The organism is Epilithonimonas sp. 33E (assembly GCF_059372615.1).
Map to the genome: position 1 here is coordinate 3,166,879 of NZ_CM182009.1, position 26,939 is coordinate 3,193,817.

Below are 26,939 nucleotides of genomic sequence, written 5' to 3' on the forward strand. Positions count from 1 at the left end.
TGGTAATTTTTAATTTTTTTAAGTTTAATTTTTGCTGACATTGCGTTCCAAACTCTCTATCCGTTTTTCCAATGCTCTGATTTTTTCAGTATCTGTCATTTGTGGCGGACTGTCTTCTTCTATTTTCCATTTTTGATAGCCAATCCAAATTCCAGGAACCAGCATTACGATTAATAACAAATCCCATAAGATGACACTTTTCAAAGTTCTTTTTTCATTAGCTATAACTGAAAATTTAAAATATCTCGACAATAAAAAAGTCGCCCAGCCAATGAAAAGACAGTTGATGAAATAAAAATAAAATCCTCCGATAAAATATTTAAAATCGAGATGTGCAATTCCGTACGCCGCTGTACAAAGCGGAGGCATACAAGCCGTAGCAATCGCAACTCCAGCAATGATTTTTACACCTTCTTTTTTTACAATTCCGATAAAACCGGCCATTCCGCCAAAAAAAGCAAGAAAAATATCGAAGATTGATGCTTTTTGAAAAGATTCCAACAACTGCGTCGAATGGTCGAAAGGATTTACCAGAAAGAATAAGGTTGCGGAAGCCAGACTGACCAAGGTCATTTTTATCCAGTTTCTAATACCCTCAATTCTCAGGCTTCTGTCATTGATTGCCAATCCAAATGCAAAACCGATAACCGGACCCATTAAAGGAGAAATCAACATTGCTCCAATAACTGCACTTACAGAATTGGTCGTTAAACCAATACACGCAATAATCATTGCAAACCCAAGAATCCAAAGATTAAATCCTTTGAAGATGACGCCTTCTTTTATCTCGCCATAGGTTTCCCATTCGTTTTCTTCTCTCGCGGTATAAATCTGCTGTCCTAAATATCTTTTAAAAATATCAAATTGTCTCATCGAAAATTTTTAATGAAAGTTAGGCAAATTCCTTTCACATTTTATCTTTTACCGGAAAAACCCCGACCGGTTTCCCGGCAGGGATTCTTTAGTAAATATGGAGATTTTAAAAACTTACTGCCAGTGAAGTCACTGCCATTAAGCTGTTTGATTTCAAATTATTACCTCTATTGATAAAGATGTCATCTTTACTGCTTAGATTCTTAAGTTCTGTTCTCCAAACGAGATTCGGAAGAATCCAATAGTCTGCGTTCACAGAATAACCAAAGGTTTTGAATCCGTTGGCAGTTCCCGTTGCAATCATTACACCTTTTTCATCGCTGTAATATTCACCTCTCGCCGCAATACTGAATTTTTCAGTTGGAGAATATTTAGCAATCACAACCGGAGAATACCAAATATTGTACTGGTCACTTCCTTTCGCTTTCTGCTCTGCACCGATATCGAAACCTGTAATCAAAGCAAATTTCTTACTGATTTGAAAACTTCCATATAAATTATGGAAATATCTCATCTGTTTGATGCTGTCCGGTTTATCGTTTCCGATGAAAGAACTGCTGTTTAACGTAATTTTTTCTGAAGGTTTATATGTTAATTGGTGTCCAAAGGCTACTGTAGAATTTCCATCTACGCGTTGAATTCTTTGCCAGCCGTTTAAAACCAAACCGCTCACAAACCATTTTCCGTTGTCGCTCGTATAAGAGATTTTTGCTCCACTCTCGAAATATGGAGAATTATCCGCCAAAATACTTCTTGTCAAAGTAAAACAGTCTTTGCTGATAGCACTTTCAAAACCAATGTGCGATGGTAAAATCCCCGCATCAATCCAAAGATTTTTATTTTTTGAGATTTTCACCCCAACATTTGCTTCATAAACATTTTTCAAAACACCCGGCTCAGCTGCATAGTTTGAATTCATATATGTTCCTACACCTAAAGCTACATTCGCTCTTAGTTTTTCAGTTTCGTAATTGGCTTTTACAAATCCTAAATTAAGGTTGACCTCGTTGTTTCTGTTGTGGCTGTACACAAATCCCGGTCTTGTATTGTTCTCAGGATTGTTAAAATCGTACTGATAATACACTTCTGCATATCCAGAGATTTTTAAAGGGTTTTTAGTTTCAGTTTCTTCCTGAGCGTGCAGTGTAGAAACCGCTCCAAGCATTGCAAATGCCAGTAATGATAGTTTTCTTTTCATTTCTAAATATATAAATTACTTCAAACCGTCTAATGCGATATTGAGTTTTAAAACGTTGATTTTTTCAGTTCCGAACATTCCAAGAAAAGGAGATTCGATACTTTTTTCGATAAGTGAATTGACTTTGCTGATGTCGACTTTTCTGATGTCAGCAATTCTTTGAGCCTGAACTTTAGCCGCCTGAACAGAGATATTCGGGTCGAGACCTGCTCCACTCGCAGTTACGATATCGGAAGGAATTTCAGATTTCTGAACTGTTGGATTGTGTTTCATAAAGTTTTCTATTCTTCCTTCAACATCTTTCAGATAATCCGGGTTTGAAGGTCCTTTGTTACTTCCTCCAGCTCCTGCAGCATTATAATCTACAGCCGAAGGACGTGACCAGAAATATTCGTCTTTATCGAATTTTTGTCCCACATTAGCATAAAATTTCTTGCCGTTGTGTTCTATGATTTCTCCTTTTCCATTATTGGGAGCCGCTTGTGCAATTCCGAAAATGAAAAGCGTATATAATCCTGAAAAAAATACCGCACAGAAAAGTGTCAATCTGATAGCTGGTAATATATTTTGTTTCATTTTTTTAATTTTTTAAGGGTAAAGAAGAAGAAGCTGATGAGGAAAATTGGATACAGTTCAAAGTTTTTGAGATTACTTTTACACCAGCTTCTTTACTCTTTCCCTTGTTTAATAATTTAGATAAATACTGATACGATTAAGTCTATGATTTTAATTCCGATAAATGGAATAATTACTCCTCCCAAACCGTAAATCAAAAGGTTTCTTCTCAACAATGCACTTGCACCGATTGGTTTGTAAGCCACTCCTTTCAAAGCTAAAGGAATCAACATCGGGATGACAATTGCGTTGAAGATTACAGCTGAAAGAATTGCAGATTCCGGAGAGTGAAGCCCCATAATATTAAGACCTTGCAATGCCGGAATTGATGCAATAAATAATGCTGGGACAATCGCAAAATATTTAGCTACGTCATTCGCAATACTGAAGGTTGTCAACGTTCCACGAGTCATTAATAGCTGTTTTCCGATTTCCACTACTTCAATCAGTTTGGTTGGGTCGTTATCCAAATCCACCATATTTCCGGCTTCTTTCGCCGCTTGTGTTCCGCTGTTCATCGCAACACCTACATCTGCCTGAGCCAAAGCAGGTGCATCATTGGTTCCGTCTCCCATCATTGCCACCAATCTACCTTCTGACTGTTCTTTTTTAATGTAATTCATTTTATCTTCAGGTTTTGCTTCTGCAATAAAATCATCCACACCTGCTTTTTCAGCAATGAATTTTGCAGTCAACGGGTTATCTCCTGTTACCATTACAGTTTTGATTCCCATTTTTCTCAAGCGGTCAAAACGTTCCTTGATTCCAGGTTTGATGATATCCTGCAATTCTATAACCCCAAGCGCTTTTTCATTTTCTGAAACCACGAGAGGGGTTCCTCCGTTTTGAGAAATTTCTCTCACTCTTTCTGTAACTTCTGTTGGGAATGTATTGCCCGAATTTGTAACAATATTTTTAATTGCGTCAGTTGCGCCTTTTCTAATTCGTATGGTTTCATAATCAACGCCTGAACTTCTGGTTTCTGCAGTAAAGCTGATAAACTGAGGTTCTTTTACTTCATAGCTTAGAGGATTGATTCCCGCTAATTCTATAATTGATTTCCCCTCAGGTGTTTCATCAGCCATAGAACTTAGAACAGCAGCTTTGATTAATGCTTTTTCATCCACTCCATTTGCCGGATAGAAATTGGTTGCTTTCCTGTTTCCGATGGTAATTGTTCCGGTTTTATCCAATAACAAAACATCAATATCACCTGCAGTTTCTACTGCTTTACCACTTTTAGTAATAACATTTGCACGTAAAGCTCTGTCCATTCCCGCAATACCGATGGCTGATAATAAACCACCAATCGTAGTTGGAATAAGGCATACAAATAATGAAATGAATGCAGCAATGGTAATGGGCGTATTGGCATAATCTCCGAATGGTTTTAAAGTCACCGTAACGATGATGAATACTAAGGTAAATCCTGCCAAAAGAATCGTTAATGCAATTTCGTTTGGTGTTTTCTGTCTTGAAGCACCTTCTACCAAAGCAATCATTTTGTCCAGGAAGCTTTCTCCTGGTTCTGTCGTTACTTTAACTTTGATTTTATCAGAAAGCACCTTTGTTCCTCCAGTTACAGAACTTTTATCACCGCCCGCTTCACGTATTACAGGAGCAGATTCTCCGGTGATGGCACTTTCATCAATTGTTGCCAGACCTTCGATAATTTCTCCGTCTGAGGGAATGATATCTCCTGTTTCACAAACAAAGACATCTCCTTTTTTAAGTTGATTTGAAGGAACTATTCTAACTTCATTATTTGAAGTCAGCATTTTTGCAGGTGTTTCTTCTCTTGTTTTTCTAAGAGAATCTGCCTGTGCTTTTCCTCTTGCTTCTGCAATAGCTTCAGCGAAGTTCGCGAAAAGTAAAGTGATGAATAAAACAGCCGTTACGATAATGTTATAGACCAAACTGCCTTGGCTTTGTTCTCCCATTGCAATCCAAACGCAAACGCCTGCCATTACGAGAGTTCCTACCCAAACCATAAACATTACGGGATTACGGAACATTTTGGACGGGTTTAATTTTATAAAAGATTGTTTCAATGCCTCATTGACCAACTCCGGCTGAAACAAATTGTTATTTCCTTTCATTATAATATAGATAAAGAATTAAAGTGAAAAATACTCTGCGATTGGACCTAATGCTAACGCAGGGAAGAATGACAACGCTGCTACAATTGCGATAACCGCAAATACCATTAAACCAAATGTTGCTGTATCTGTTTTAAGTGTTCCTGCACTTTCAGGAATATACTTTTTAGCAGCAAGACTTCCTGCAATTGCAACCGGACCAATGATTGGTAAATATCTTGCCATCAGCATTACGATTCCGCACGCGATATTCCAGAATGGGTTGTTGTCTGCTAAACCTTCAAAACCACTTCCGTTGTTAGCACTTGATGAAGTGAATTCATACAACATTTCGCTGAAACCGTGGAAACCTGGGTTGTTCAGCCAACTTCCGTATTCGTCCGGATTATGAGCAACCATATAACTTGAAATTGCAGTTCCTACAAGAATTAAGAAAGGGTGAAGCAAAGCGATAATCATTGCGATTTTCATTTCTCTTGCTTCGATTTTCTTACCTAAAAATTCAGGAGTTCTTCCTACCATTAATCCACTGATGAATACGGCAAGAATAATAAAGATGTAGAAGTTTAAGAAACCTACACCAACTCCGCCGTAGAAACAATTGACCATCATACCAAGCAATTGATTCATACCACTGAGCGGTGTAAAACTATCGTGCATAGAATTGACACTACCGGTAGAGATTACAGTCGTTGCAATACTCCAATAAGCAGAAGCGGCAGATCCAAATCGAACTTCTTTGCCCTCCATACTCCCAAGATTCTGAGGAATCCCCATTTTTTCGATCGCTGGATTACCACCTATTTCGTTAAAAACAGTTGGGATAGTAAGAAGCAAAAAGCCAACTGTCATCACACCAAAAATAGTCCAAGCCAATTTTTTTCTTCTTAAAACATAACCCATTGCAAATACCATTGCCAAAGGAATTACCATTTGAGCAACTATTTCGACAATATTGGTAAAGTAGTTGGGGTTTTCAAATGGGTGTGCAGAGTTGGGACCGAAAAATCCACCTCCGTTAGTCCCCAAATGCTTTATAGCAACAAATGCTGCAACAGGACCACGGCTGACTTCTACTTTATCACCTTGTAAAGTTGTAATCGGGTCTTTTCCTTCAAATGTCATTGGAGTTCCGTTGAAAGCTAATAATGAAGCTACAACTACAGCAATTGGTAACAAAACTCTTGTACAGCTTCTTACAAAAAAGAAGTAAAAGTTACCCAATTTTTCGGTTGTCTTCTCTTTCATTGCAAAAAACACAACTGCTGCTGCAGCAATCCCACACCCCGCACTTATAAACTGGAAAAGCATTAGTATAAGTTGTCCGAAATAAGATATTCCAGTCTCTCCAGAGTAGTGTTGTAGGTTAGTATTGCAAATAAAACTTGTCGTGGTATTAAATGCAAGTTCGGCACCCATTGATGGATTGTTGTCAGGGTTTAATGGCAACCAAGACATATTCATTAAAACAAACATTCCAAACAAAAACCAGACAACATTGATGGTAAGTAATGCGCCAAGATGTTGTTTCCAGTTCATTTCCTTTTCAGGATCGACGCCGGAAACTTTATAAAATAGTTTGTCGATAGGATTAAAAATCACATCGAGCCAAGTTTTTTCGTTGCTGAATATTTTACCAATGTAGCGCCCTAATGGAATAGCAAATAATACCACCAATGCAAACATCAATATAATTCCTAAAATTTCTGTATTCATTTTTTTTGATTAAAGTCACTTTGTCTTTTCAACTTCGTTAATGATTTTAAACCGCAGAAATATTTTTAACCGTTATAATCACATAAATGAAAACAATCACGAACGACGTCCAAAGAATTAACTCCGCCCATTCTTTAAAAATATTTTTGGTTTTCTTGTTCATTACTTTTGAGTCGTTTTTAAAATTTTTCGGGTTTTACAAGCACATAGCACATATAGGCAAATACGGCGATGGCGATGATAAATAATGCGGTCATATTTTTTCAAAAGATTTAATGGTTAAAAAGAAGAGTACAAAAAGTACCAGACCCGTGAGGGTTAAAATAATTGTCATTGCTTATTGATTAAAGATTCTGTATGTGATTCCAAAGAATATAATAGATCCATAAAGGATTGCTAATAGATGCCAGGGTTTCAGTCTCCTGTACATTCTGATTTTCCATTTTTGCATAACCTACATTTTCTATATTATGCCAGAATATTGTCAAATCGGATTCCAGATGAAAAATAATTTTACAATTAACTAAATATCAATTACTTAAAATTATTTATTAATTTTTTAAAACAAAAAACCCTTTCATTTTGAAAGGGTCATTACTATCGTTTTGAAAGGGTTTTTATTTAATTTGATACTCCTCTATTTTTCTGTACAAAGTGGTAAGTGCAATTCCCAACAATTCTGCGGTTTTGGTTTTGTTACCGTTGGCATAATTCAGTACTTTTTGGATGTGAATTTTCTCTGCGCTTGCCAATTCAAAAGTAGACAAAGGCTTCGTTGCTTGTTGTTGGTTGGTTGATGATTGAAACTCACTGGGTAAACTTTCGACTTTCAATTCTTCATTATCACTTAAAATAAAACTTCTCTCAATAATATTTCGCAGTTCACGGATGTTGCCTTTCCAGGAATGTTGTTTCAGAGCTTCAAGATAATCGGGAGAAATAGCTGTCATTTTCTTACCCGCTTTTTTACTGAATTTAATTAAAAAATATTTAGCCAATTCCTCAATGTCAATCGCTCTTTCACGAAGCGGAGGAAGCTGAATGTTAAAAATATTGATTCGGTAATAAAGGTCTTCTCTGAAATTTCCGTTCTCGATTTCGGTTTGCAAATCTCGATTTGTCGCAGCGATGATTCTCACATTGACTTTCGTAGGTCTGTTATCTCCCACTTTCAGAAACTCACCCGATTCTAAAACACGAAGCAGTTTTGCCTGTAAATCCAAAGCCATTTCGCCAATTTCATCCAGAAAAACAGTTCCATTATTGGCTTCTTCGAAAATTCCTTTTGCATCTTTTACTGCACCGGTAAATGCGCCCGCTTTGTGTCCGAACAATTCGTTTTCCAACAATTCTTTAGAAAATGCAGAACAGTTGATGGCAATAAAATTGTGTTTAGTTCTGTTACTCGCATTATGAATTGCCTGCGCAAAAACTTCTTTTCCTGTTCCAGTTTCTCCCGTCAAAAGGACAGTTGCATCGGTAACAGCAACCTTTTTTGCAGACTCAATTGCGGACTGAATTATTTTTGATTTTCCAATGATGTTATCAAATGAAAGTTTGTCTCCCAACTGTTTTTCGAGCTGAATTAGACGTTTGTTAAGCGCCACTTTTTCCACAGCTTTGTACACCAAAGGGATGATTTTATTATTATCATCGCCTTTTGTAATGTAATCAAAAGCACCGTTTTTTATCGCCTGAACACCGTCGGGAATATTACCATAAGCCGTGAGAAGAATGACTTCGGTGGCAGGATGTTTTTCTTTGATAATTTTCGAAAACTCAACACCGCTTCCATCGGGAAGTTTGACATCGCTGATGACGACATCAAATTCGGACATTTCAAGCCGTTTTTTAGCATTTTTCAAATCAGAAGCCTGAGAAACTTCAAAACCTTCCAGACTAATAATTCTAGAAAGCAATGTTCTGATTTTTTCTTCGTCGTCGATGATGAGGATTGTATTCAAGTGAGCGTATTATGAGGTTAAATGTAATTAATAATTGTCATGAAACTACTTCTGAAGATTCAAAACCTGAACATTTTTAGAATCCAATCTTGTAGACAACCAATCTTTCAGCTTGTCATTATTTTCAGAATTTTTAGAACTATAAAGCAGGACAACCTGAATATTCATACTGTCTGTATCAGGATATTGCTCCAGTCTGCCCAAAGAAATATCTTTCACATCAGGAAAGAGAATTCCGATTTCTTTTGTGATTTTTGGGTCGTCAATTTTGTATTTCCCAAGCTCAGAACTCAGATTGTTGATGACTATATCTTTTTCGGAAATGGCTGATTCTTTTTTGTTGATTTCGCCTAAAATTTCAGATTTTAAATCAGCATCATTTTGTCGAAAATTAAATTGAGTTCCGGTAATTCCTTTATCTAAAAGCATTTTGTTATAGCTCTTCATTTCTTCCGGAGTCAGTTTTTTATTCAGAAAAGCAATTTCGATTTTCTTTGGAGATGAATTGTAATTCAGTTTTTTATAAATGACTGTAAAACCTTTGTTGGTAAATTCTGTATTCACGAAATCTTCAACGGTTTTTGTAAATTTTTTCTCCTGAAAAAGATTGTAAGCCAGATAAAAACTCGGTACAATCATAATGATAATCAACGAAGTGATTCCGATTCGGATTCGCTTTTCATATTTTTTCTGAACGAATGTTGAAGCTGGATATTTCAGATATTTTATAACGATAAATGTCGCAATACAAATGAAAAAACAATTGATGATATAAAGATAAAACGCACCAATGAAATAAGAAAAATTAGATGTTGCGATTCCGTAACCTGCTGTACACAATGGAGGCATCAACGCTGTTGCAATGGCTACTCCCGGAATTGGATTTCCTTTTTCAACTCTTGTAATAGCGATTACACCGACCAATCCACCAAAAAAAGCAATCAGAACATCATAAATATTTGGTGCTGTACGCGCCAACAATTCTGACTGAACCTCTTTAAAAGGACTGATATAAAAATAACTTGCCGAAACAAAAAGACTGACAACAGTTGCAATCAAAAGGTTTTTCATTGATTTTTTCAGCAACGGAAAATTGTACGTTCCCAAAGCTAATCCCGCTCCGACAATTGGTCCCATTAATGGTGAAATCAACATTGCTCCGATGATAACGGCTGTTGAATTGACATTTAAACCAACTGAAGCAATAATAATTGCACAAGCCAAAATCCAAAGATTGGAACCTCGGAATGAAACCGCAGAAGTTACATTTTCTAAAACTTTTTGTTTGTCTTCTTCACCATTCTGAAGATTGATAAAATCAAATATCCTGCTCATAAACTTTCAATTTTTTAGATTGTCGATTGAGAATGATATAACCAATAATTCCGCCAATGATGGAAGCGATAAAGATTCCTATTTTAGCCTGAATCATATATTCTTCGTGTTGGAAAGCCAATGAAGTGATGAATAATGACATTGTAAAACCTATCGAACCAAGAAATGCAAGACCAAATAAGTTTCTAATGTTCATTCCTTTTGGCATCGGCGCAATTCTTAACTTAATGCAAAGCCAAGAAAAACCAACAATCCCGATAACTTTTCCTGCCAAAAGTCCCAAAGCCACACCTAACGCAACGTTGTTACTGAATATTTTTTCAGGTTCAATATCTAAAACTGAAATTCCTGCATTAGCCAAAGCAAAAATCGGAATGATAAAAAATGAAACGAACGGGTGCATAGAATGCTCCAGCTGTTGTAAAGGCGGAATTGCCTTATTCGTATCTTTTTTCACTTCATCCAAAATGTGTAGCTGTTCGTTGGTAAGCGTAGGTGTTGTATTATCGGAATCTGCGTCTTTAAATTTACTGAGATATTTCTGAATCTTCCCGATGTAATTATCTTCGGCTATTTTAACATCTGCAGGAATCGTAAAAGCCGCTAAAACCGCAGCAATCGTTGCGTGAACTCCTGATAATAAAAAAGCTGTCCAAACACCTGCAATTCCCAAAATGGCATAAAACAGAATACTTCTGATGCCCATTCTGTTTCCAAGATACATTATCAAAAGAATTGCAATCCCGATTGATAAGCTTAATATGGAAATATTCGATGTATAAAAAAATGCAATCACCAAAACAGCACCCAAGTCATCTACAATAGCCAAAGCTGTCAGAAAAACTTTTAGCGACAATGGAATTTTATTTCCTAACAAGAATAAAACACCTAATGCAAAAGCAATATCTGTTGCCATCGGAATTCCCCAACCGTGACGGACTTCTCCCGAGGAATTAAGCGAAAAGTAAATAATTGCAGGTACCATCATTCCTCCAATAGCCGCAGCAATTGGAAGAAGTGCTTTTCTAAGATTGGATAATTCTCCCGCAACGATTTCTCTTTTCAATTCCAATCCTACGACAAAAAAGAAAACCGCCATAAGCCCATCATTAATCCAATGATGAAGACTGAACTTCATAAAAATAGAATCGTCTAATACAAATCCTAACTGATGTTCAAAAAAATGATGGTATGAATGTGACAGTGGAGAATTTGCCAAAATCAACGCTAAAATAACGCTGATTCCAAGTACAAGACCTCCCGATTTTTCCTGCTGAATAAATTTTTGAATTGGAGCTACTACATTGTCGATAGGGTATTTTTTACTTTCTGCCATTAGTTTTCAACTTTAATACAAAGATAATTGATTTGAAAATGATGGGCAGATTTTTGCCTATTATAATTTACACAAAAGCCGTTTATATCAATGAATTTTTAAGATAACAGCTTGTGGTCTTTTCTGATTTGTTCGAAGTAAATATGTTTGAAATCCGAGGGAATTTCCTGATAAAGAAATCTCCATTGTTGTGGACTTGCTTTTCGTCTCAGACTTTCGAAAGACCTGATGAAAATATTTTCAATGATGTATCTTACGTAGGAATTTCCGCGGTTATAAATCCAATCCATTCTTTTGACATTGAGAATCACAGACTGGATTTTTGATTGTTCTAAAAGATTTTTTAATTGGTCAACAGTAGTCTGCATAATCCCTGCAAAATTATTACCCTCCGAAAGTGTCGAAATTTCATTTTTGATTTCGGGATAAAGTTGCTTTAGATACTCTACTGTCTTTTTTTGATTAATTCTTTGCATTGGTCATTTTTAATTTTTATTAAGAACAACACTTCTTTTACATTAAGGTTGTAAGATATAGGCACACACAAAAACAGCTATAATAACTGCTAAGTTTACAGTCAATATTTGCATATTATGTCTTTTATTATCTGCTTTCCATTGATTAAAACGGTCTTGATATTTTAATTTTTTATTCATTTTTTTTATTTTAGATTCCTGATTTATAAACTTGCTTCAAATAAACTCTGCATAAATCTTTAGGGATTTTTGAGAAAATCAAAGTTTTATAAGCATTGTTACAAGAGAATGTGAGACTATCTAGAGAATAGATAAAGACATTTTCTATGGCATTTTTTAGAGATTGGTCTCCTTTTTTATACAAGTCGTTCATCTTATTGAGTGATTTTAACAAAATCTTGATGTCACCTTTTCCAATAAGGTTTTTGATGTGTTTTGTAAAAACATTGATGACCATAAAAGAATTTTTGGTTTTATAAACTTCCTGAAACTCTTCTTTGGATTCCGGTGCTACCTTAATAATCTCCTGTATTGCTTCTGTGTGATTCATTTTATTTTTGATTTGAATCATTGATGCCAAAAGATGTTCCTTTTAAGACACAATAATCCTAACCTATTACAAATCAAAAAAATATAATAAATTTTATATTTTATTACACCAGAAAAACATAGCGAAATGATAGGCTTTTTTTATCGAAATGATAGGGGAATAAAAATGTAATGTTCAGTCGTTTGACCTGATTCATCATATTAAGACAAGCTCCTCAATTCCTTATTTTCATTAAAAGAAATTCCCCAAAAATAAATCCTCAATATAGCATCTGTATATTTATCTTTCTGAGCTTTATTAATACTTTTTCTTCCTAATCGCTTTATATGAGTTCGTAAATCAAGAAATTTACGCTCAATATGATTGGTCTCTCTTCGTTTAGTACTGTGAAGATGCTTTGGAATTAGTTTAGGATAGATATTCAGGCGATCACTATATATCTTTTTTGGATTTGCAAAAAGTAAAGTATCTGTAATACATTGAATTGTCTTGGTCGTTCTTCTGCCAAGCTTATAGTCAATTACTTTCTTTGTCTCCCTGCAATAAGCTGCAACAACCCAACGCTCATTCGTTTTACTTTGAGTGTATGTTTTTAGCTCATCAATTTCGATGGTAATATTCTTAGGGATTGGTGGCTTAACAACTTTAGAAGCGATTTTTAAAATCTTTTTTAGTACAGTCGTCTTGCTGACATCAAGTAATCTGCTAATACCTCTTATACCAACTCCTTCTTTTATCAGTTGCTGAATATTATGATTAGTACTTTTATGATATGCACGATAAGAATAGTTCCCAATGAACTTCTTTTTACATTTTTTGCACTGATAGCGCTGCTTATTTTGTGATGTTGTTCCTGCCTTGATACAGTAGCTGTAATTACAGTGAATACATTGATTTCGCCGTTTATTCATAATGATTTAAGTAAATTAGTAGCTCCACGTCTGAACCATCTAGCATAAATTATTACGTTCCGGAGTCGCTATTTTGCTTTTTTAGTCGGCAAAAATAAAAAACGATGCATTATAGTGCATCGTTTTTTCTATTATATCTTTGTATAGTATTGATAATGAACGAAGTTAATTAAAAACTCCACATCTGTACCATTACCAAATAGTTGCGATCCGGACGGGACTCGAACCCGCGACCTCCGCCGTGACAGGGCGGCATTCTAACCAGCTGAACTACCGGATCAATTTTGTTAAAGTAAATTGATAAAACTTTTGCGATCCGGACGGGACTCGAACCCGCGACCTCCGCCGTGACAGGGCGGCATTCTAACCAGCTGAACTACCGGATCTTTTGCCATAACTAAGATTATTACCTTTCGTTATTGTGGTTGCAAAAATACAACAATAATTTACATCTCCAAATTTTTCACATAAAAAAACGCCTTTCAAATAGAAAAGCGTTCATTTTCAATTATATTATTTTCCTACAAATAAGAATTTAATTTCTCTGCGATAACTTCTTTCGGTGCTACACCTACGATTTTATCAACTACTTCTCCGTTTTTGAAAATCAAAACCGTAGGAATATTTCTGATTCCGTAATCTACAGAAACCTGTTGGTTGTTATCAACATCTACTTTACCTACCAATGCTTTACCTTCAAAATCTGCTGCAACTTCTTCAATGATCGGTCCCAACATTCTGCAAGGTCCGCACCAAGTTGCCCAGAAGTCAACTAATACCGGTTTATCTGAATTTAATACTGTTTCTTGAAACGATTGATCTGTGATTTCTACTGCCATGATTTCTTATTCTTAATTAATTTGTAAAACAAAATTACAAAATTTATAATTGATTTTTTCTGTTGATTATCTATGTAAACTATCAGCTTTTTCTATAATGAATTGCTTTCCGATTTCTTCTAATGCATTTACAAAAGCATCAATATCAGACTTTTTCGTAAAGTGGCTAAATGAAACTCTTACCGGTGTTGAATGCTCCAAATCCTCTTCTGACAAAACAGACATCAAAACCATTGACGGTTTTGCCGCACCTGAACTACATGCACTTCCCTGCGAAATAGCAATCCCTTTCATATCTAATTGCAAGCCGATCAATGGATTTTTATAAGGAAGCAAAAGATTCAGAACTGTATATAAACTGCTGTCGTCTGCACTTCTTCCATTGAATTTTATTCCCGGAATCTTATTCTGCAATTGTTGAATCGCATAATGCTTAATGTCAAGAATATGGTTTCTATAAGCTTCCATTTTTTCCTGTGAAATGTCCCAAGCCTTTCCAAGACCTGCAATTCCAGTTACATTTTCGGTTCCGGCCCTCAAGCTTCTTTCCTGCGGTCCGCCTGTGATAATTCCCTTAAGTCCTGAAGATTTTCTTACGAAAGCAAATCCCGAACCTTTTGGCCCGTGAAATTTGTGAGCACTGCAAGATGCAAAATCTAATGGGATTTTAGAAAAATCCAGATCCAGATGTGCCATTGTCTGAACAGTATCGGAATGGAAAAGGGTTTTGTTTTCTTTACAAAGATGAGCTACTTTTTCGATATCAAGAATGTTTCCGATTTCGTTGTTAGCGTGCATCAATGTTACAAGGGTTTTCTTTTCTGAGTTTTTCAGTAATTCCTCCAATTTATTCAAATCGAAATCACCGTTGGAGTCCGGTCTTAGATAAACCAATTCTACTCCCTTCAATTTCTTCATTTCCAGGCAGGTTTCGGCGACACATTTGTGTTCCAAAGCAGAAGTGATGATTCTTTCTACACCAAGATAATTAACCGCAGATTTGATAATCATATTGTTGGATTCGGTTCCACAAGATGTGAAAACGATTTCCCCCGGAGTCACTTTCAAAGAATCTGCAATCTTTCGCCTAACTTCTTCCAAAATGGTCTTGGCTTCCTGTCCCAAACTGTGTGTGGATGACGGATTGCCATAATTGAATTTTAAAACATTCACCATACAGTCTATCACCTCATCATCGAGAGGCGTAGTTGCTGCATTATCCAGATAAATTCTTTCCATTTTTAATTAGATTTGAAGCCGAAAAATTGTTCGAAAATTAAGGTACTAAATTAGTGAAAAAATCGGTAATGCGATTCATTTGCGAACTTGAACATTGCTTTATCTCCGGAAGTATCTCCAAAAGCTATGATTTTATCGAATTTTTTATCCCCAAGTTCTGCTTCGATTCTGCAGACTTTCTCATCTTTATTACAGTTTTTGCCTATAAATTCCCCAGTAAAAATATCATCTATAAACTCCGCTTTTGTAGCTAACAAAATCATGTTAAGCTTGTCTGCAAATGGTTTTACCCAAATATCTAAAGAAGCAGAAACGATATAAGACTCGGTATGTTCCCTGTCAATATTTTTGATGAAATCCAAAGCATTTTCTCTGAATAAACCAGGATAATTCTCATCAAAGAATTGCTGTGCTTTTTTCTCTATCTGATATCTGGATTGACCTTTCAGAATGGATGCAATGAAACTTTTCTTCACAGCTTCTGCATCTGCCAATTTTAATTTTAATAAAATAAAAAGTGGAACGTGCTTCAAAAACTGGACGGAAAATTTTGCAGGGTCATAAAACTTTAAAAACAAAAACATGGTGTCTTTGTAAGTTAAGGTTCCATCAAAATCAAATAGATATAATTTCTTCATGTGATAAATTATGAATGATAAAATGATTATTTGCTTCGTTTCTTTAATAGAACTTCAATAGATTATCATTTATCAATCATCAACTATAGTTTTAGTTTTTTAAAGATAAACTCAGGAATATTTCTGATGATCATCATAATGATTGCCCAAATTGGTAAAACGTAAGCAACGTCTTTTTTATTTTTATAGGCTTTATAAATTCCTGCTGCTGCTTTTTTGGGTGTTGCTGTCAAAGCCGGATTCAACGGTAAACCTTCCGTCATTTTAGTTTCCATAAAACCTGGTTTCACGGTTAAAACCTGAACTTTCTTATCGAAAAGGTAGTTTCTCAACCCACTCAAATAAGCTGTTAATCCGGCTTTTGCACTTCCGTAGATGAAATTACTTTGCCTTCCTCTTTCGCCGGCAACGGATGATAAAACGATCATTGCTCCATTTCTTTTAGATTCCATTTTTTTGGCGAAGAAATTAAGAACAGGAACTAATTTTGCGTAATTAATATCAATAATCTGAGCCGTATTTTCATCATCATAAAGTCCTTCTTCCGTTCCCAAACCCAAATAACCTGTAGCACAAAATAACAAATCCGAATTGATGTTTTCCAAAGTTTTATAATCAATTTCTTTCATCAAATCCAAAGGAATGATTTCAGAGTTCTGAAGAAACTTAACCTGAAGATGACCTGCAAATTTCTCAGTCGTTTCCGGATTGGAACTTAATAAATAAACGATCGGAAATTTTTCACCTTTAGCTAAACATTCTTCTACGAATGCTTGAGCAACTTCGGAATTAGAACCAAGAACAATCATATGAATTATTAATTATTAGTTATGAATTATTAATGGTTATTGATAATTCTTTTGTGTTGTAATGAAACGAATTTGGACGAATTGACATTCTGAAGATAATTAGTCAAAGAAGATTTACTCATACTGTCTTTTGTCAAGTAAATTCTTCCTCCGAAATTTTCTACGATTGTGTCTAATTTATCAACCAGCTTCTTCAATCCCTTATTCACTTTAAAATCTAAAGCCAAGGTATATCCTTCTTTTGGAAAAGAATTATAAGCCAAGGGATTATCTTTGCCAAATAACTTCAAAACAGCCAGAAAAGACCCATTCCCACTTTTTGCAATGGTGTCAAGAATCTGTCTCATTCCTTCTTTTCCGTTGTCTTTCGGGATCACCATTTGATACTGAATAAATCCGCTTTTGCCATAGATTTTGTTCCAGTCATTGATGATATCCAAAGGATAAAAAAAAGTTTCGTAATCAATAAAATTATTGAGCTGTTTCTTTGTCTGCTTGTTGTAATAAAGAAAATTAAAAATCTTAATCGTAAAAGCATTCAAGACAAATCCGGGAAAATAGAAAGGAACTGTTGGCTTGAACCTTTCTTTTAATTTCAAAGATTTTTTTTGAAGATTGGATGGCAATTCTGCTTTCAAAGCGTGTTCGCCACGCATCAAAATGGAACGGCCCAGGTTTTTCCCTTTTTGAAAACAATCAATCCATGCAACGTTGTAAGTCCAGTCCTCACTCTCATCAAACAATCGGAAAACCTCATCCAGATTCTCAGCTTTGATACTTTCTTGTCTGATATAAGCTGACTCTATATTTTTAAGTTTGAATTTAGCCGACAGAATAATTCCCGTCAATCCCATTCCGCCAATTGTTGCCCAAAATTTATCCGGGTTTTCTTCTCTGGAACAAGTAATAACTTCAGAATTTTCATTTAATAATTTAAATTCCGTTACATACTCGGAAAAACAGCCTTCAGCGTGGTGATTTTTTCCATGGACGTCAGATGCAATGGCTCCTCCCACCGAAACAAACTTTGTTCCCGGCGTCACATAAAGAAAATAACCTTGCGGAACCGAAACCTCTAAAACTTCCGATAAAAGAACCCCGGATTCGCATTCGATAATACCATTAATCCTGTCAAAAGAAATAAATTTATTCAATCTTTTTGTAGAAAAAATATGTTCGCCAAGGGAAGCATCACCATAACAACGTCCATTGCCACGAGCAATCACTTCATTATTTTCCCTTACGAACTGTTTGATTTTAGAGACAGAATCATCCGACTTCATTTCTTTTTCCACAACCGGGAAATTCCCCCAATTGGTAATTTTCTGAACAAAATTCGGCTTCATTATTTAAAATAGATTTGTAAAAGAAAAACAATTACCCAAAGAACAATTGTCACTTGTATATATCGGTCTTTATAAACGATTTTAGTCGGAGATTCGGTCTTATTGTAAACCAATGTTTGCTGCAGATATCTCAGAAATGCAAATACAACAAAAATAACAGTGTAAAAAACCCGGGAATGGAACTTTGTCTGAACTTCCGGAGACAAAGTAAACATCAGATAGCAAACAATGGCTAATGTGCAACTGATAGACAGTGCAATATCAGCAAACTGAACGTTATACCCGTCCAAAGCTTTTCTGGTTTTTCCCGAAATCTGAGCATTGATCAGCTCTCCTCTTCTTTTTCCTATTGCCAGAACCAAAGCCAGAACAAATGTAAGTAAGACAGCCCAATTCGTCACTATTATTCCTGTAACATAACCACCTGCTAATACTCTCAGAACAAAGCCTATTGCAATGATGCAGATATCAACAATGGCGACCTGCTTTAGTTTAAATGTATAAAAAAGATTCATCACAAAATAAAATGCGATGATCACTCCGAACTTCCAAAAATTGGTGTGAAAAATATAATTTCCTACGAAGATTGAAGATATCGATAATAGAATTAAAAATCCTAACAGCAATTTTGCGCTTGTTTTGGAAACGGCTCCACTTGCTAATGGACGATGCTTTTTTTCCGGATGTCTTTTGTCAGATTCTATATCAAAATAATCATTGATAACGTAGATAGAACTTGCAGTAAAAGAAAAAACCAAAAATGCAAAGATACTTTCGTAGAAAAGATGAGTATTGGTAATGTTACCTGAAAAAAATAGCGGAGCAAAAACAAATAAGTTCTTCACCCATTGTTCCACTCTTATTAATTTTAAATAATTCTTCATCTAATGCTTTTAATTATGCAAAAGTAACATTAAAATAAAAAAACCGCAAACTGCGGTTTATTATTTAATGAAAATGTAAGAATATTTCTTATTTGCCAGATTGTGCGTCATTAATCATCTTCTCATTTGCAGTGATAGCAAATTCTACACGTCTATTCTGAGCTCTTCCTGCATCTGTATCGTTAGAAGCGATTGGACTGGATTTTCCTAATCCTTCTGTAAACAATCTTGAAGCAGAAATTCCGTTGGCTACAAAATAATTCTTAACAGCCGCAGCTCTTTGAGCAGATATCCTAAGATTCACCGCATCTGTACCAATACTATCAGTATGGCCATAAATATTGATATTGGTATCCGGATTATTTTTAAGAACTGTAACCAGTTTGTCTAAATTTGTTTTTGCAAGAGAAGTTAAATTAGATGAGTTAAAATCGAAGTTAACTGTATTTTCATGCAGAGTAACCTTGATACCTTCCCCCACTCTTTCAACTTCTGCTCCCGGTAAAGTCTCTTTGATTTCTTTAGCTTGTTTGTCCATCTTGTTACCGATCACACCACCTGCAACTCCACCAACAACTCCACCTAAAACAGCTCCAAGTGGAGCATTCCCACCTTTTCCAATGTTGTTACCTAAAATACCTCCGATCACAGCACCTGCAGCTGTACCAATTGCAGCACCTTTCTGAGTATTATTTGCATTCTGAACAGCCTCACAGCTTGTTAATAGAAGTGATCCTGAAATAAAGAATGCAGCTATATTTAATTTTGTTAATTTCATTATATGTATTTTATTTGATTATTTACCTTTTCTCACAAAGTTATAACGGATATCCATTGGTTTTCCATCAGCCGTTACAGACTGTACCAAAGTGAAGCTATTATCTGTTGGATTTTCCAGAATGAGTTTATATCCTGCAAGAACTCTTTTAGCTTTTTCGCCTTCACCAACTTTCTTAAGAGAAACTACACTATTTTTATCAACACTAAAAGTGATTGCCTGAATCTTAGCAGGGCAACCATTCTCTCCGTGTAAAGTATAAGTTCCTGTATAATTATTGGGAATCAAAGTCCAAGAACTTCCTACAAAGCAATTGATACTTGCACCTTCGTCAAATGGTTTTACAGAATAATTTCTATCATAGTCTATGTTGGATATATCCCATTGACCTTTTAATTTCATCACTTCAGAGCGTAATGTTTGCGCTTCACCAGCACTCACACCATTTTTACTTGAACAAGAGGTCGCTAACAGTGCTCCTCCTATCATTCCTAAAAAAATTAATTTTCTCATAGTTTTTATATTTACTGCTAAGTTATGATAAAAAATTATGCCAAATGTTAAAAAATAAAAAATCTGAGATGCTCTCAGATTTTTTATTTTGATATATTACCCTAATTATTAAAGCTTTGCCTTATCAATTGCTTTATGTAATTTTTGTTTTTTAACCGGTTTTTTTACTGATTTTACAGGTGAATCTGCCTTATAAAAATTCTTATAAGCATATTCCGCGGCTTTTGCAACATCAATTACACCTGCAGATCTTGACAGGTTTTCAAATCCATTATTTGCACTCGTGTTGGTAGTTTTAACCAATGATTCTATTATCTGCTCCGGTTTAAGATTAGGCATATAAGCTAATAGAACAGCTGACGCTCCCGCAACGACTGGTGATGCCATCGAGGTTCCTTGCAGATATTCGTATTTTCCATCCGGAACTGTTGAATAGATCTCAGACCCAGGTGCAAAAACATCCACCATTTTTTTATCATAATTAGAGAAGCTTGATTTCAGTGCGTTGGCATCATTCGTATTAGATCCCACCACAATCATGTTGCTAATGAAAGGCTTTTCATCTGCAGTAGATTTGAAGTTGGTTGGAAAATACTGATGTTCAGCAATATCTTCATTCTCATTACCAGCAGCTTTTACCAAAAGAACGCCTTTGCTTTCTGCATACTTGAATGCATCCCAAACTACATTTTTCCCGGGAGAAACCGGTTTTCCAAAGCTCATATTAAGAATTTTCGCACCATTGTCAACGGCATAACGAATGGCATTAGCCACATCTTTGTCTCTTTCATCACCATCCGGAACGGCTCTTACTGTCATAATTTTAGCCACTCTGGAAGCAACCCCATATTGAGGCTCAGAACCATTAGCTAAACCCGCGATGATCCCCGCAACGTGTGTTCCGTGTTTTGCATCCGGACCTTCGTAATGGTTATTACCATAGTTTTTCTCCGAATAATCATCATAATTGTCTCCAACGATTTCTTTTCTTGGATCAAAATCCAGATTGTATCCTTTTTCAGCTTGTGGCGTAAAATAATCCAGCGCTTCCTTCATCTGTCCTTCCATATAGGTTTTCACTTCAGGAGCTGATTTACCTGCAACCTGAGGATCATTTGCAACCTGAGAAAGAACCTGCATTGCCATTGCTTCTTGCTGGCTGGAAGGTTTGATGGTTGCTAAATTCTCCTTAGTCAGCGTTTTGTTGCCCAACAATTTCACCATATCGGGTATGGAATTGTTGATCATTGTATAAAGCTGTAGATTTTGTTTAGCTTCCTGACTTTTCTTTGTAAAAATATCCTTGGACTTCATGTACATCGCAAATTCGTCCGGCATTTTGGATTGATTCTCTTTATTCTTTGCAGAATCCGCCCCTTCAAAAACCGACTGATATTTTTTCACGACTCTCGTCACCTCCATATTATCAACATCAATGTCACCGTTTTTACCTCCTAAGAAATTCCAACCATGGATATCATCCACATATCCGTTTCCGTCATCATCTTTTCCGTTATTTGGGATCTCGTTGGGATTGGTCCATATATTTTTCACCAATCCCGGATGGTCTACTTCTACTCCGCTATCCAAAACACCGACAACCACAGTTTTTGGCTTCAGTCCTTTAGACTCGAGAAACTTATAGGCATTTTCTGTATTAACTCCATAAACTTTTGTAGTTGCATAGTTTTTATGATACCAGTTTTTTTGGTCTTTGTCTTCCTGCGGAGAAGCTGTCTGTGCCTGAACCAATCCAAATCCTGCATATAAAAAAGCTGCCGCTATCAATAATTTTTTCATATTAAATAATTATTTGTTTCTGTTAAGCAAAATCTCATTTAAGAGTTTCATGGATATTAATCGAGTTTTATATTTTTGATATAAGTCAAACTTTCCGGTCCAATGTTACAGATCAAGTCCAAAATCGAAAGATCTTTTATAAATCCGTTTCTGTCTGAAAAGCTCTGATAATATTCCGGCATTTCATATTCTGATTCTGATTTGGCTGAAAACTTTCCTCTGTAATCTTCTGCTTCCAGATTTTTAAAATATTCGTTGGTGAGCTCATACTTTTTTTCGGTCTTCAGAATAGCAAGAATGATACCTAACGCGTTGAGATTGAAATCTTGCAGTGAAGACACCTGTTCTGCATAAATGTTTTTGAGCTTATCTTCATAAAACTCAAAATAAGGCGTACTCTGATAAGCTGTTTTGACGGATTTCCAATGCAGTTTTTGCCAGTCTTCTGCAAAAGAAATCACGATGTCTTTGATTTCCCGTTTGCCTGTATGTCTGATAGGAATGATCAGAGGTAATTTTCCGTTGGCACCGTAAATTGCCGCACGGTTTCTGTAGGTCTGCTTTGGAAAGTTTTCGAATTGTTCGAAAGTGACTTCATTTTCTTCATTCAAAAATACTGAGAACCAAGAAACTGGCGGTAAGTAGAATATTGGTAAAAGAACTTTTTTCATATTTATTTTTGATAATCCTTCTTTAATATTCAAAATTTCAACACAAAGCACACTAAGTTTTTTTACAACTAAATGTTTTTAGGCTAACAAAGGCGCTTCGCTTATATAAGCTTTGAATGATTATTTGAGGATATTAATTAAAAAAAACTTTGTCAAAGATAATAATCTCTGACAAAGTGTTGAATCTTTATTTCGGAGGACAAATCCCATAGCCCCGATAGGAACGGCATCCTTTTTTGTTATTGCGATTGTCAAAAATTTCAACAGAATGCTTCACGTTGTTCGCAATGACAAAAAAGATATAGTGGATAGCGGGATTGAGCTCCTAATTTATATTAATCTTCTTCGTTTTTCTTTTTGAATAATTTGGCGAAATAATCCCAGCCGAAGAACAATACCAAAATAATCACAGCTACCCACCAATACGATGTTTTGTTGGCTTCGCCTGTGTTGGTGGCTTTGAACATCCTGTCCCAACGGATTTTTTTGCCTGGCGCCTGATAAGTGGAACCAGCATCGGAGAACAATCCTTCTACACTTAGCCAAGTGAACATCGGCCTTCCGACAATATTCTCTTCCGGAACGACTCCAAAAAACCTTGCATCCAAAGATGCATCACGGTTGTCTCCAATCATCATATAATAGTTCTGCTTGATGGTATATTGATTGGTTTCCTGTCCGTTGACATAGATCTTCCCGTTTTTGTTTTCAAGCTTGTTGTGCTCGTACTCGGAGATAATCCATTTGTATGTTGGTAAAGTTTCTTGATTAAGTGTTACAACATCGCCTTTTTTCGGAATTCTAAGCGGTCCGTACCAATCCTGGTTCCAAGGTTTGTTGATCGGATAAATGGATTGTGTTGTATCTATTCGTGAAGCAGGAATAGGGTTACCTTCTTTATCAAAAAGATGTCGACCATCACTATCTGTTGCATATTTATAATAAGCAATAGCTGATTTTCCTTTTTTCATAATATCTTCCTCAACACTTTCTACTCCAGCAATTTGTTTAATTTCATCTTTTGTTTTATCAGTAAGACCTTGAAATTCATATATAAAACCTGAATTCTCTTGGGTTTCTCTAACAGGTAAAAATCCATAGATTTTATACAGCCTTTGAATATCTAATTGCTCCGAGCTCTTAACTACAAACTTATGTTGCTGTTGTTCATCACCAAGAATTTTCTCCGGTGCATTGTTCACAAATAATCTTCCGGCTCTGAACTCTATAACATCTCCGGGAATACCGACACATCTTTTTACGTAAGGATCTTTTCTGTCGATTGCCGTATGAACAGAATCCTGCGGATAGTTGAAAACAACAATATCATATCGCTTGATCTCATCATATCCCGGAATTCTGAGATATGGTAATTTAACCGCATCAATATAAGATTTTGGGTCATCTTTCGGATTGCCTTTTTGACCCGTATCGAAAATCGTTCCCTGCAAAAACGGCAAAGCAACAGGTCTCATTGGCATCCTGTAACCATAAGCCCACTTATTTACAAACAAGAAGTCTCCAACTAACAATGTACGTTCCATTGACCCTGTCGGAATCCCGAAAGGCTGCGTGATAAATGCGTGAATAATGGTTGCAAAAACCACCGCAAACGTTACCGAACCCAGGAAAGTTTCTTTCTTTTTGCTTTCTTCCTCCTCTTCTTCAGTTTCTATTTCCGGATCTTTCCCATAATTGACCGTTGCCATAAAAATAAAAGGCAGAATCACAGTCAATATTCCATTTACAGCGCCTCTTTTTCCGAATTTTTTCATCAGGAAAAGATGGAAAACAGACATCATTATCGGACCAACGATTGGTAAATAAGATAAAACCGCCCACCATTTCGGATGTTTGGTCTCTTTGAGAATGATTAAATAATTATAAAAAGGAATAAAAGAAAATAATGGGTTGTAGCCCATTTTTTTAAATAATTTCCAAGTTGTAAGACCCATCAAAACACTGATGATGAGTACATACACGGTATAAGTAATAATATAATCCATAAATATCGCTTTTAATTTTAAGCGTAGCTTCTATATTAGTTTTTTATATGCTGCTTTTGTTACAGTTTTTACAAACCTAAAACATCTTTCATAGAAAAAACCCCTTGTTTTCCAACAATCCATTCTGCTGCAATCACAGCACCCAATGCGAATCCATTTCTGTTAAAGGCTGTATGTTTGATTTCTATCTCATCCACTTCCGATCTATAGAAAACACTATGCGTTCCAGGAACTTCGTCCTCACGAATGGCAAAAATCCCCAATTCTTTATCCTTGGTCTCATCCAGTTTCCAAGCTTCGTACTTAGAATTCTCAATAATTCCCTCTGCGATGGAAATGGCTGTTCCACTTGGCGCATCCAATTTATGAATGTGATGGATCTCTTCCAGCTGAACAGAATATTCGGTAGTTTTTGACATCAGTTTTGCTAAATTTTCATTAAGCGCAAAAAAGAGGTTCACTCCCAAACTAAAATTTGAGCCATATAAAAACGCTGTATCTTGCTCTAAAGTGATCTTCTCAATTTCCGGTTTTTTGTCCAACCAACCTGTTGTTCCGCAAATTACGGGAATATGATTTTCCAGGCAAACTTTGATATTTTCAAAAGCAGCTTCGGGATTTGAAAATTCTATGGCCACATCAGCTTCGTTCAGAGAATCTTTGGTTGGTGTTTCTCTCAATCTTGCAACTACTTCGTGACCTCGGCTTTGGGAAATCTCATCAATTATTTTTCCCATTTTTCCGTAACCTACTAATGCTATTTTCATTTTATAATTGATATAGATTTTTAATTTTAGAATCTGAAAGTTAAAGTCATTCCTGCTTTTGTTTCAAAATTACTGAACTGATCATTGATGATGGAAGGTGTCAATGCCAGATCCGGATCGTGACGGCCTTCGTAAAGATGCGCATCTACAACAGCATCAACAATATTAAGAATATAAATCAAACCGGTAATTCCAATCGCATAATCCCGCTGTCTTTTGGATCTGTCCTGAGCATTACCAAGAACCGTTTTGTCGATTCCGTTAATATTGGAAAACTCGTGGGGCAGACCATTTAATTCCGCAACAAAGGCATTTCTGTACCGCTTGTATTGCTTATCATTCCAAAGCGCAATCCCAACTCCTGTTCCTACTGCTCCCCAAACCAACGGGATTTTCCAATATTTTTTATTGTAAAATTGTCCAAGGCCGGGCAAAACTGCAGAATACAAACCTGCTTTTGCAGGACTTAGCTTCGTGATTTTTGCAGGTGCATTTTTTTGTTCTATATCACCTAAAACCTGGGCTTCCGACATTGGTTTTGCGGCAGGAATACTGTCCTTTGGAAGATTTTCAACCCGAATAGTATCATTAGGATTAACCTGTGAAAAAGCCAAACAAAAAGAAAAGAACAAAAAAATTGAAAATATTTTCTTCATTTATCTAATGTGAGCCAAAATATTTTCCAGCTCTTCTTCATTTTTAAAATCGAGAACAATTTTTCCTTTTTTCCCATTTGCCGAAGTTTTGATTTCGACATTCACATTCAGAATATCAGATAGATTTTTCTGAGCTTTTTTCACGTGATTAGGAATAATGATTTGCTTTACTGCTTTTTCTTTATCCTGAGGATTCTTCAATTGCGCAGCTAATTGCTCAGCTTGCCTTACATTCAGTTGATCCTGAATAATTTTATTGAACAAAGTCTGACGTTTTTCATCTGTATCCAAGCCCATAATCGCTCTTCCATGGCCAGCCGAAATTTGACCACTTCTGATCCCGTTTTGAATATCCGGCGACAGCTTCAACAAACGAACACTATTGGTAATTGTACTTCTCTCCTTTCCAACGCGTTGGCTAAGATTCTCCTGAGTCATTCCAACCTCATCCAAGAGTCTTTGGTAAGTTAAAGCAACTTCTATCGGATCAAGGTCTTCTCTCTGGATATTTTCTACCAAAGCCATTTCCAGCAATTCCTGATCGTTAACCAAACGGATATAAGCAGGAATAGATTTTAATCCAGCAATCTTAGAAGCGCGGTAACGTCTTTCTCCGGAGATGATTTCGAATTTTTCTCCGTCTTTTCTCAGTGTAACCGGCTGGATGATTCCAAGACTTTTAATCGATTCAGCAAGATCGCTCAATGCTTTTTCGTCAAAATAAGTTCTTGGCTGATTCGGATTTGGGTAGATGTCTTCAATAGAAACTTCTACGATGTTTCCTACCAATGTTTTAGCACCTTCATCAGACGCCGAATTGATATTGGTTTTACTTTCAGCATTTAGAATCGCGCCTAGACCGCGGCCCATTGCTCTTGTTTTGTCTCTCATTTTATAAATGATAATTAATGATAATAGAT

The 26,939-nt window shown here is 35.9% G+C and carries 28 protein-coding genes and 2 tRNA genes; all 30 read right to left on the reverse strand.

The window, feature by feature from the left end; translation table 11 throughout:
* Positions 1 to 24: 24 nt before the first annotated feature.
* The 30 genes from AC5P2S_RS14420 to AC5P2S_RS14565 all read right to left on the reverse strand — a co-directional run bounded on the left by AC5P2S_RS14420 (position 25) and on the right by AC5P2S_RS14565 (position 26,910).
* Positions 25 to 873 (reverse strand): DUF389 domain-containing protein, encoded by an 849-nt coding sequence (locus AC5P2S_RS14420; RefSeq protein WP_494555370.1) that lies wholly within the window; start codon positions 871 to 873, stop codon positions 25 to 27.
* Between the two features lie 106 nt (positions 874 to 979).
* Positions 980 to 2,071 carry a porin gene (locus AC5P2S_RS14425; protein WP_494555371.1) on the reverse strand — a complete coding sequence of 364 codons (1,092 nt, stop codon included), beginning with the start codon at positions 2,069 to 2,071 and terminating at the stop codon, positions 980 to 982.
* A gap of 15 nt (positions 2,072 to 2,086) precedes the next feature.
* Positions 2,087 to 2,647 carry a K(+)-transporting ATPase subunit C gene (locus AC5P2S_RS14430; RefSeq protein ID WP_494555372.1) on the reverse strand — a complete coding sequence of 187 codons (561 nt, stop codon included), beginning with the start codon at positions 2,645 to 2,647 and terminating at the stop codon, positions 2,087 to 2,089.
* 116 nt (positions 2,648 to 2,763) lie between these two features.
* On the reverse strand, positions 2,764 to 4,785 hold the full coding sequence (gene kdpB, locus AC5P2S_RS14435) for a potassium-transporting ATPase subunit KdpB (protein WP_494555373.1): 2,022 nt from the start codon (positions 4,783 to 4,785) through the stop codon (positions 2,764 to 2,766).
* Between the two features lie 18 nt (positions 4,786 to 4,803).
* Positions 4,804 to 6,501, reverse strand: coding sequence for a potassium-transporting ATPase subunit KdpA (kdpA, locus tag AC5P2S_RS14440; RefSeq protein ID WP_494555374.1), 1,698 nt, complete (start codon positions 6,499 to 6,501; stop codon positions 4,804 to 4,806).
* A gap of 179 nt (positions 6,502 to 6,680) precedes the next feature.
* Positions 6,681 to 6,758 (reverse strand): potassium-transporting ATPase subunit F, encoded by a 78-nt coding sequence (locus AC5P2S_RS14445; RefSeq protein WP_120213798.1) that lies wholly within the window; start codon positions 6,756 to 6,758, stop codon positions 6,681 to 6,683.
* A gap of 87 nt (positions 6,759 to 6,845) precedes the next feature.
* Entirely contained in the window at positions 6,846 to 6,989 is a 144-nt protein-coding gene (locus AC5P2S_RS14450; RefSeq protein WP_494555375.1) for a hypothetical protein, read from the reverse strand.
* A gap of 129 nt (positions 6,990 to 7,118) precedes the next feature.
* The gene (locus AC5P2S_RS14455; RefSeq protein WP_494555376.1) at positions 7,119 to 8,465 is read right to left on the reverse strand and encodes a sigma-54-dependent transcriptional regulator; all 1,347 of its coding nucleotides are present in this window, start codon (positions 8,463 to 8,465) and stop codon (positions 7,119 to 7,121) included.
* A gap of 45 nt (positions 8,466 to 8,510) precedes the next feature.
* The gene (locus AC5P2S_RS14460; RefSeq protein ID WP_494555377.1) at positions 8,511 to 9,800 is read right to left on the reverse strand and encodes a DUF389 domain-containing protein; all 1,290 of its coding nucleotides are present in this window, start codon (positions 9,798 to 9,800) and stop codon (positions 8,511 to 8,513) included.
* The gene (gene nhaA / locus AC5P2S_RS14465) at positions 9,784 to 11,136 is read right to left on the reverse strand and encodes a Na+/H+ antiporter NhaA (protein WP_494555378.1); all 1,353 of its coding nucleotides are present in this window, start codon (positions 11,134 to 11,136) and stop codon (positions 9,784 to 9,786) included. The genes AC5P2S_RS14460 and nhaA overlap by 17 nt, the downstream gene beginning before the upstream one ends.
* Before the next feature lie 98 nt (positions 11,137 to 11,234).
* Entirely contained in the window at positions 11,235 to 11,612 is a 378-nt protein-coding gene (locus AC5P2S_RS14470; protein WP_494555379.1) for a DUF7674 family protein, read from the reverse strand.
* Positions 11,613 to 11,654: 42 nt separating this feature from the next.
* Complete coding sequence (locus tag AC5P2S_RS14475) at positions 11,655 to 11,792, reverse strand: hypothetical protein (protein ID WP_494555380.1); 138 nt, start codon at positions 11,790 to 11,792, stop codon at positions 11,655 to 11,657.
* 10 nt (positions 11,793 to 11,802) lie between these two features.
* Positions 11,803 to 12,162, reverse strand: coding sequence for a DUF7674 family protein (locus AC5P2S_RS14480; protein WP_494555381.1), 360 nt, complete (start codon positions 12,160 to 12,162; stop codon positions 11,803 to 11,805).
* 200 nt (positions 12,163 to 12,362) lie between these two features.
* Positions 12,363 to 13,073, reverse strand: a complete 711-nt coding sequence (locus tag AC5P2S_RS14485; protein WP_494555382.1) for an IS1 family transposase — start codon at positions 13,071 to 13,073, stop codon at positions 12,363 to 12,365.
* A 206-nt stretch (positions 13,074 to 13,279) separates the two neighbouring features.
* Positions 13,280 to 13,353, reverse strand: a tRNA-Asp gene (locus AC5P2S_RS14490).
* A gap of 32 nt (positions 13,354 to 13,385) precedes the next feature.
* Positions 13,386 to 13,459, reverse strand: a tRNA-Asp gene (locus AC5P2S_RS14495).
* 135 nt (positions 13,460 to 13,594) lie between these two features.
* Positions 13,595 to 13,912: a thioredoxin gene (gene trxA, locus AC5P2S_RS14500; RefSeq protein ID WP_123281215.1), complete on the reverse strand. Its 318-nt coding sequence runs from the start codon at positions 13,910 to 13,912 to the stop codon at positions 13,595 to 13,597.
* Between the two features lie 66 nt (positions 13,913 to 13,978).
* Positions 13,979 to 15,151 carry a cysteine desulfurase family protein gene (locus AC5P2S_RS14505; RefSeq protein WP_494555383.1) on the reverse strand — a complete coding sequence of 391 codons (1,173 nt, stop codon included), beginning with the start codon at positions 15,149 to 15,151 and terminating at the stop codon, positions 13,979 to 13,981.
* Positions 15,152 to 15,201: 50 nt separating this feature from the next.
* Positions 15,202 to 15,789: an HAD family hydrolase gene (locus tag AC5P2S_RS14510; RefSeq protein ID WP_494555384.1), complete on the reverse strand. Its 588-nt coding sequence runs from the start codon at positions 15,787 to 15,789 to the stop codon at positions 15,202 to 15,204.
* 83 nt (positions 15,790 to 15,872) lie between these two features.
* Positions 15,873 to 16,598, reverse strand: coding sequence for an SDR family NAD(P)-dependent oxidoreductase (locus AC5P2S_RS14515; RefSeq protein WP_283416950.1), 726 nt, complete (start codon positions 16,596 to 16,598; stop codon positions 15,873 to 15,875).
* Positions 16,599 to 16,627: 29 nt separating this feature from the next.
* Positions 16,628 to 17,944, reverse strand: a complete 1,317-nt coding sequence (locus tag AC5P2S_RS14520) for an FAD-binding oxidoreductase (protein WP_494555385.1) — start codon at positions 17,942 to 17,944, stop codon at positions 16,628 to 16,630.
* The gene (locus tag AC5P2S_RS14525) at positions 17,944 to 18,828 is read right to left on the reverse strand and encodes a decaprenyl-phosphate phosphoribosyltransferase (RefSeq protein WP_494555386.1); all 885 of its coding nucleotides are present in this window, start codon (positions 18,826 to 18,828) and stop codon (positions 17,944 to 17,946) included. Before AC5P2S_RS14525 ends, AC5P2S_RS14520 begins: the two co-directional genes overlap by 1 nt.
* Before the next feature lie 88 nt (positions 18,829 to 18,916).
* Positions 18,917 to 19,606 (reverse strand): YiaD family glycine zipper/OmpA-like lipoprotein, encoded by a 690-nt coding sequence (locus AC5P2S_RS14530; protein WP_283416947.1) that lies wholly within the window; start codon positions 19,604 to 19,606, stop codon positions 18,917 to 18,919.
* 18 nt (positions 19,607 to 19,624) lie between these two features.
* A complete protein-coding gene (locus tag AC5P2S_RS14535; protein WP_283416946.1) occupies positions 19,625 to 20,119 on the reverse strand; it encodes a lipocalin family protein in 495 nt (164 codons plus the stop codon).
* Positions 20,120 to 20,227: 108 nt separating this feature from the next.
* The gene (locus tag AC5P2S_RS14540; protein ID WP_494555387.1) at positions 20,228 to 21,919 is read right to left on the reverse strand and encodes a S8 family serine peptidase; all 1,692 of its coding nucleotides are present in this window, start codon (positions 21,917 to 21,919) and stop codon (positions 20,228 to 20,230) included.
* Between the two features lie 56 nt (positions 21,920 to 21,975).
* On the reverse strand, positions 21,976 to 22,590 hold the full coding sequence (locus tag AC5P2S_RS14545; RefSeq protein ID WP_494555388.1) for a WbqC family protein: 615 nt from the start codon (positions 22,588 to 22,590) through the stop codon (positions 21,976 to 21,978).
* A 335-nt stretch (positions 22,591 to 22,925) separates the two neighbouring features.
* Positions 22,926 to 24,596: a signal peptidase I gene (lepB, locus tag AC5P2S_RS14550; RefSeq protein ID WP_494555389.1), complete on the reverse strand. Its 1,671-nt coding sequence runs from the start codon at positions 24,594 to 24,596 to the stop codon at positions 22,926 to 22,928.
* A 68-nt stretch (positions 24,597 to 24,664) separates the two neighbouring features.
* Positions 24,665 to 25,363 (reverse strand): 4-hydroxy-tetrahydrodipicolinate reductase, encoded by a 699-nt coding sequence (gene dapB, locus AC5P2S_RS14555; protein ID WP_494555390.1) that lies wholly within the window; start codon positions 25,361 to 25,363, stop codon positions 24,665 to 24,667.
* Between the two features lie 26 nt (positions 25,364 to 25,389).
* The gene (locus AC5P2S_RS14560) at positions 25,390 to 26,019 is read right to left on the reverse strand and encodes a DUF5683 domain-containing protein (RefSeq protein WP_283416941.1); all 630 of its coding nucleotides are present in this window, start codon (positions 26,017 to 26,019) and stop codon (positions 25,390 to 25,392) included.
* Positions 26,020 to 26,910 (reverse strand): ParB/RepB/Spo0J family partition protein, encoded by an 891-nt coding sequence (locus tag AC5P2S_RS14565; RefSeq protein WP_494555391.1) that lies wholly within the window; start codon positions 26,908 to 26,910, stop codon positions 26,020 to 26,022.
* Positions 26,911 to 26,939 lie beyond the last annotated feature (29 nt).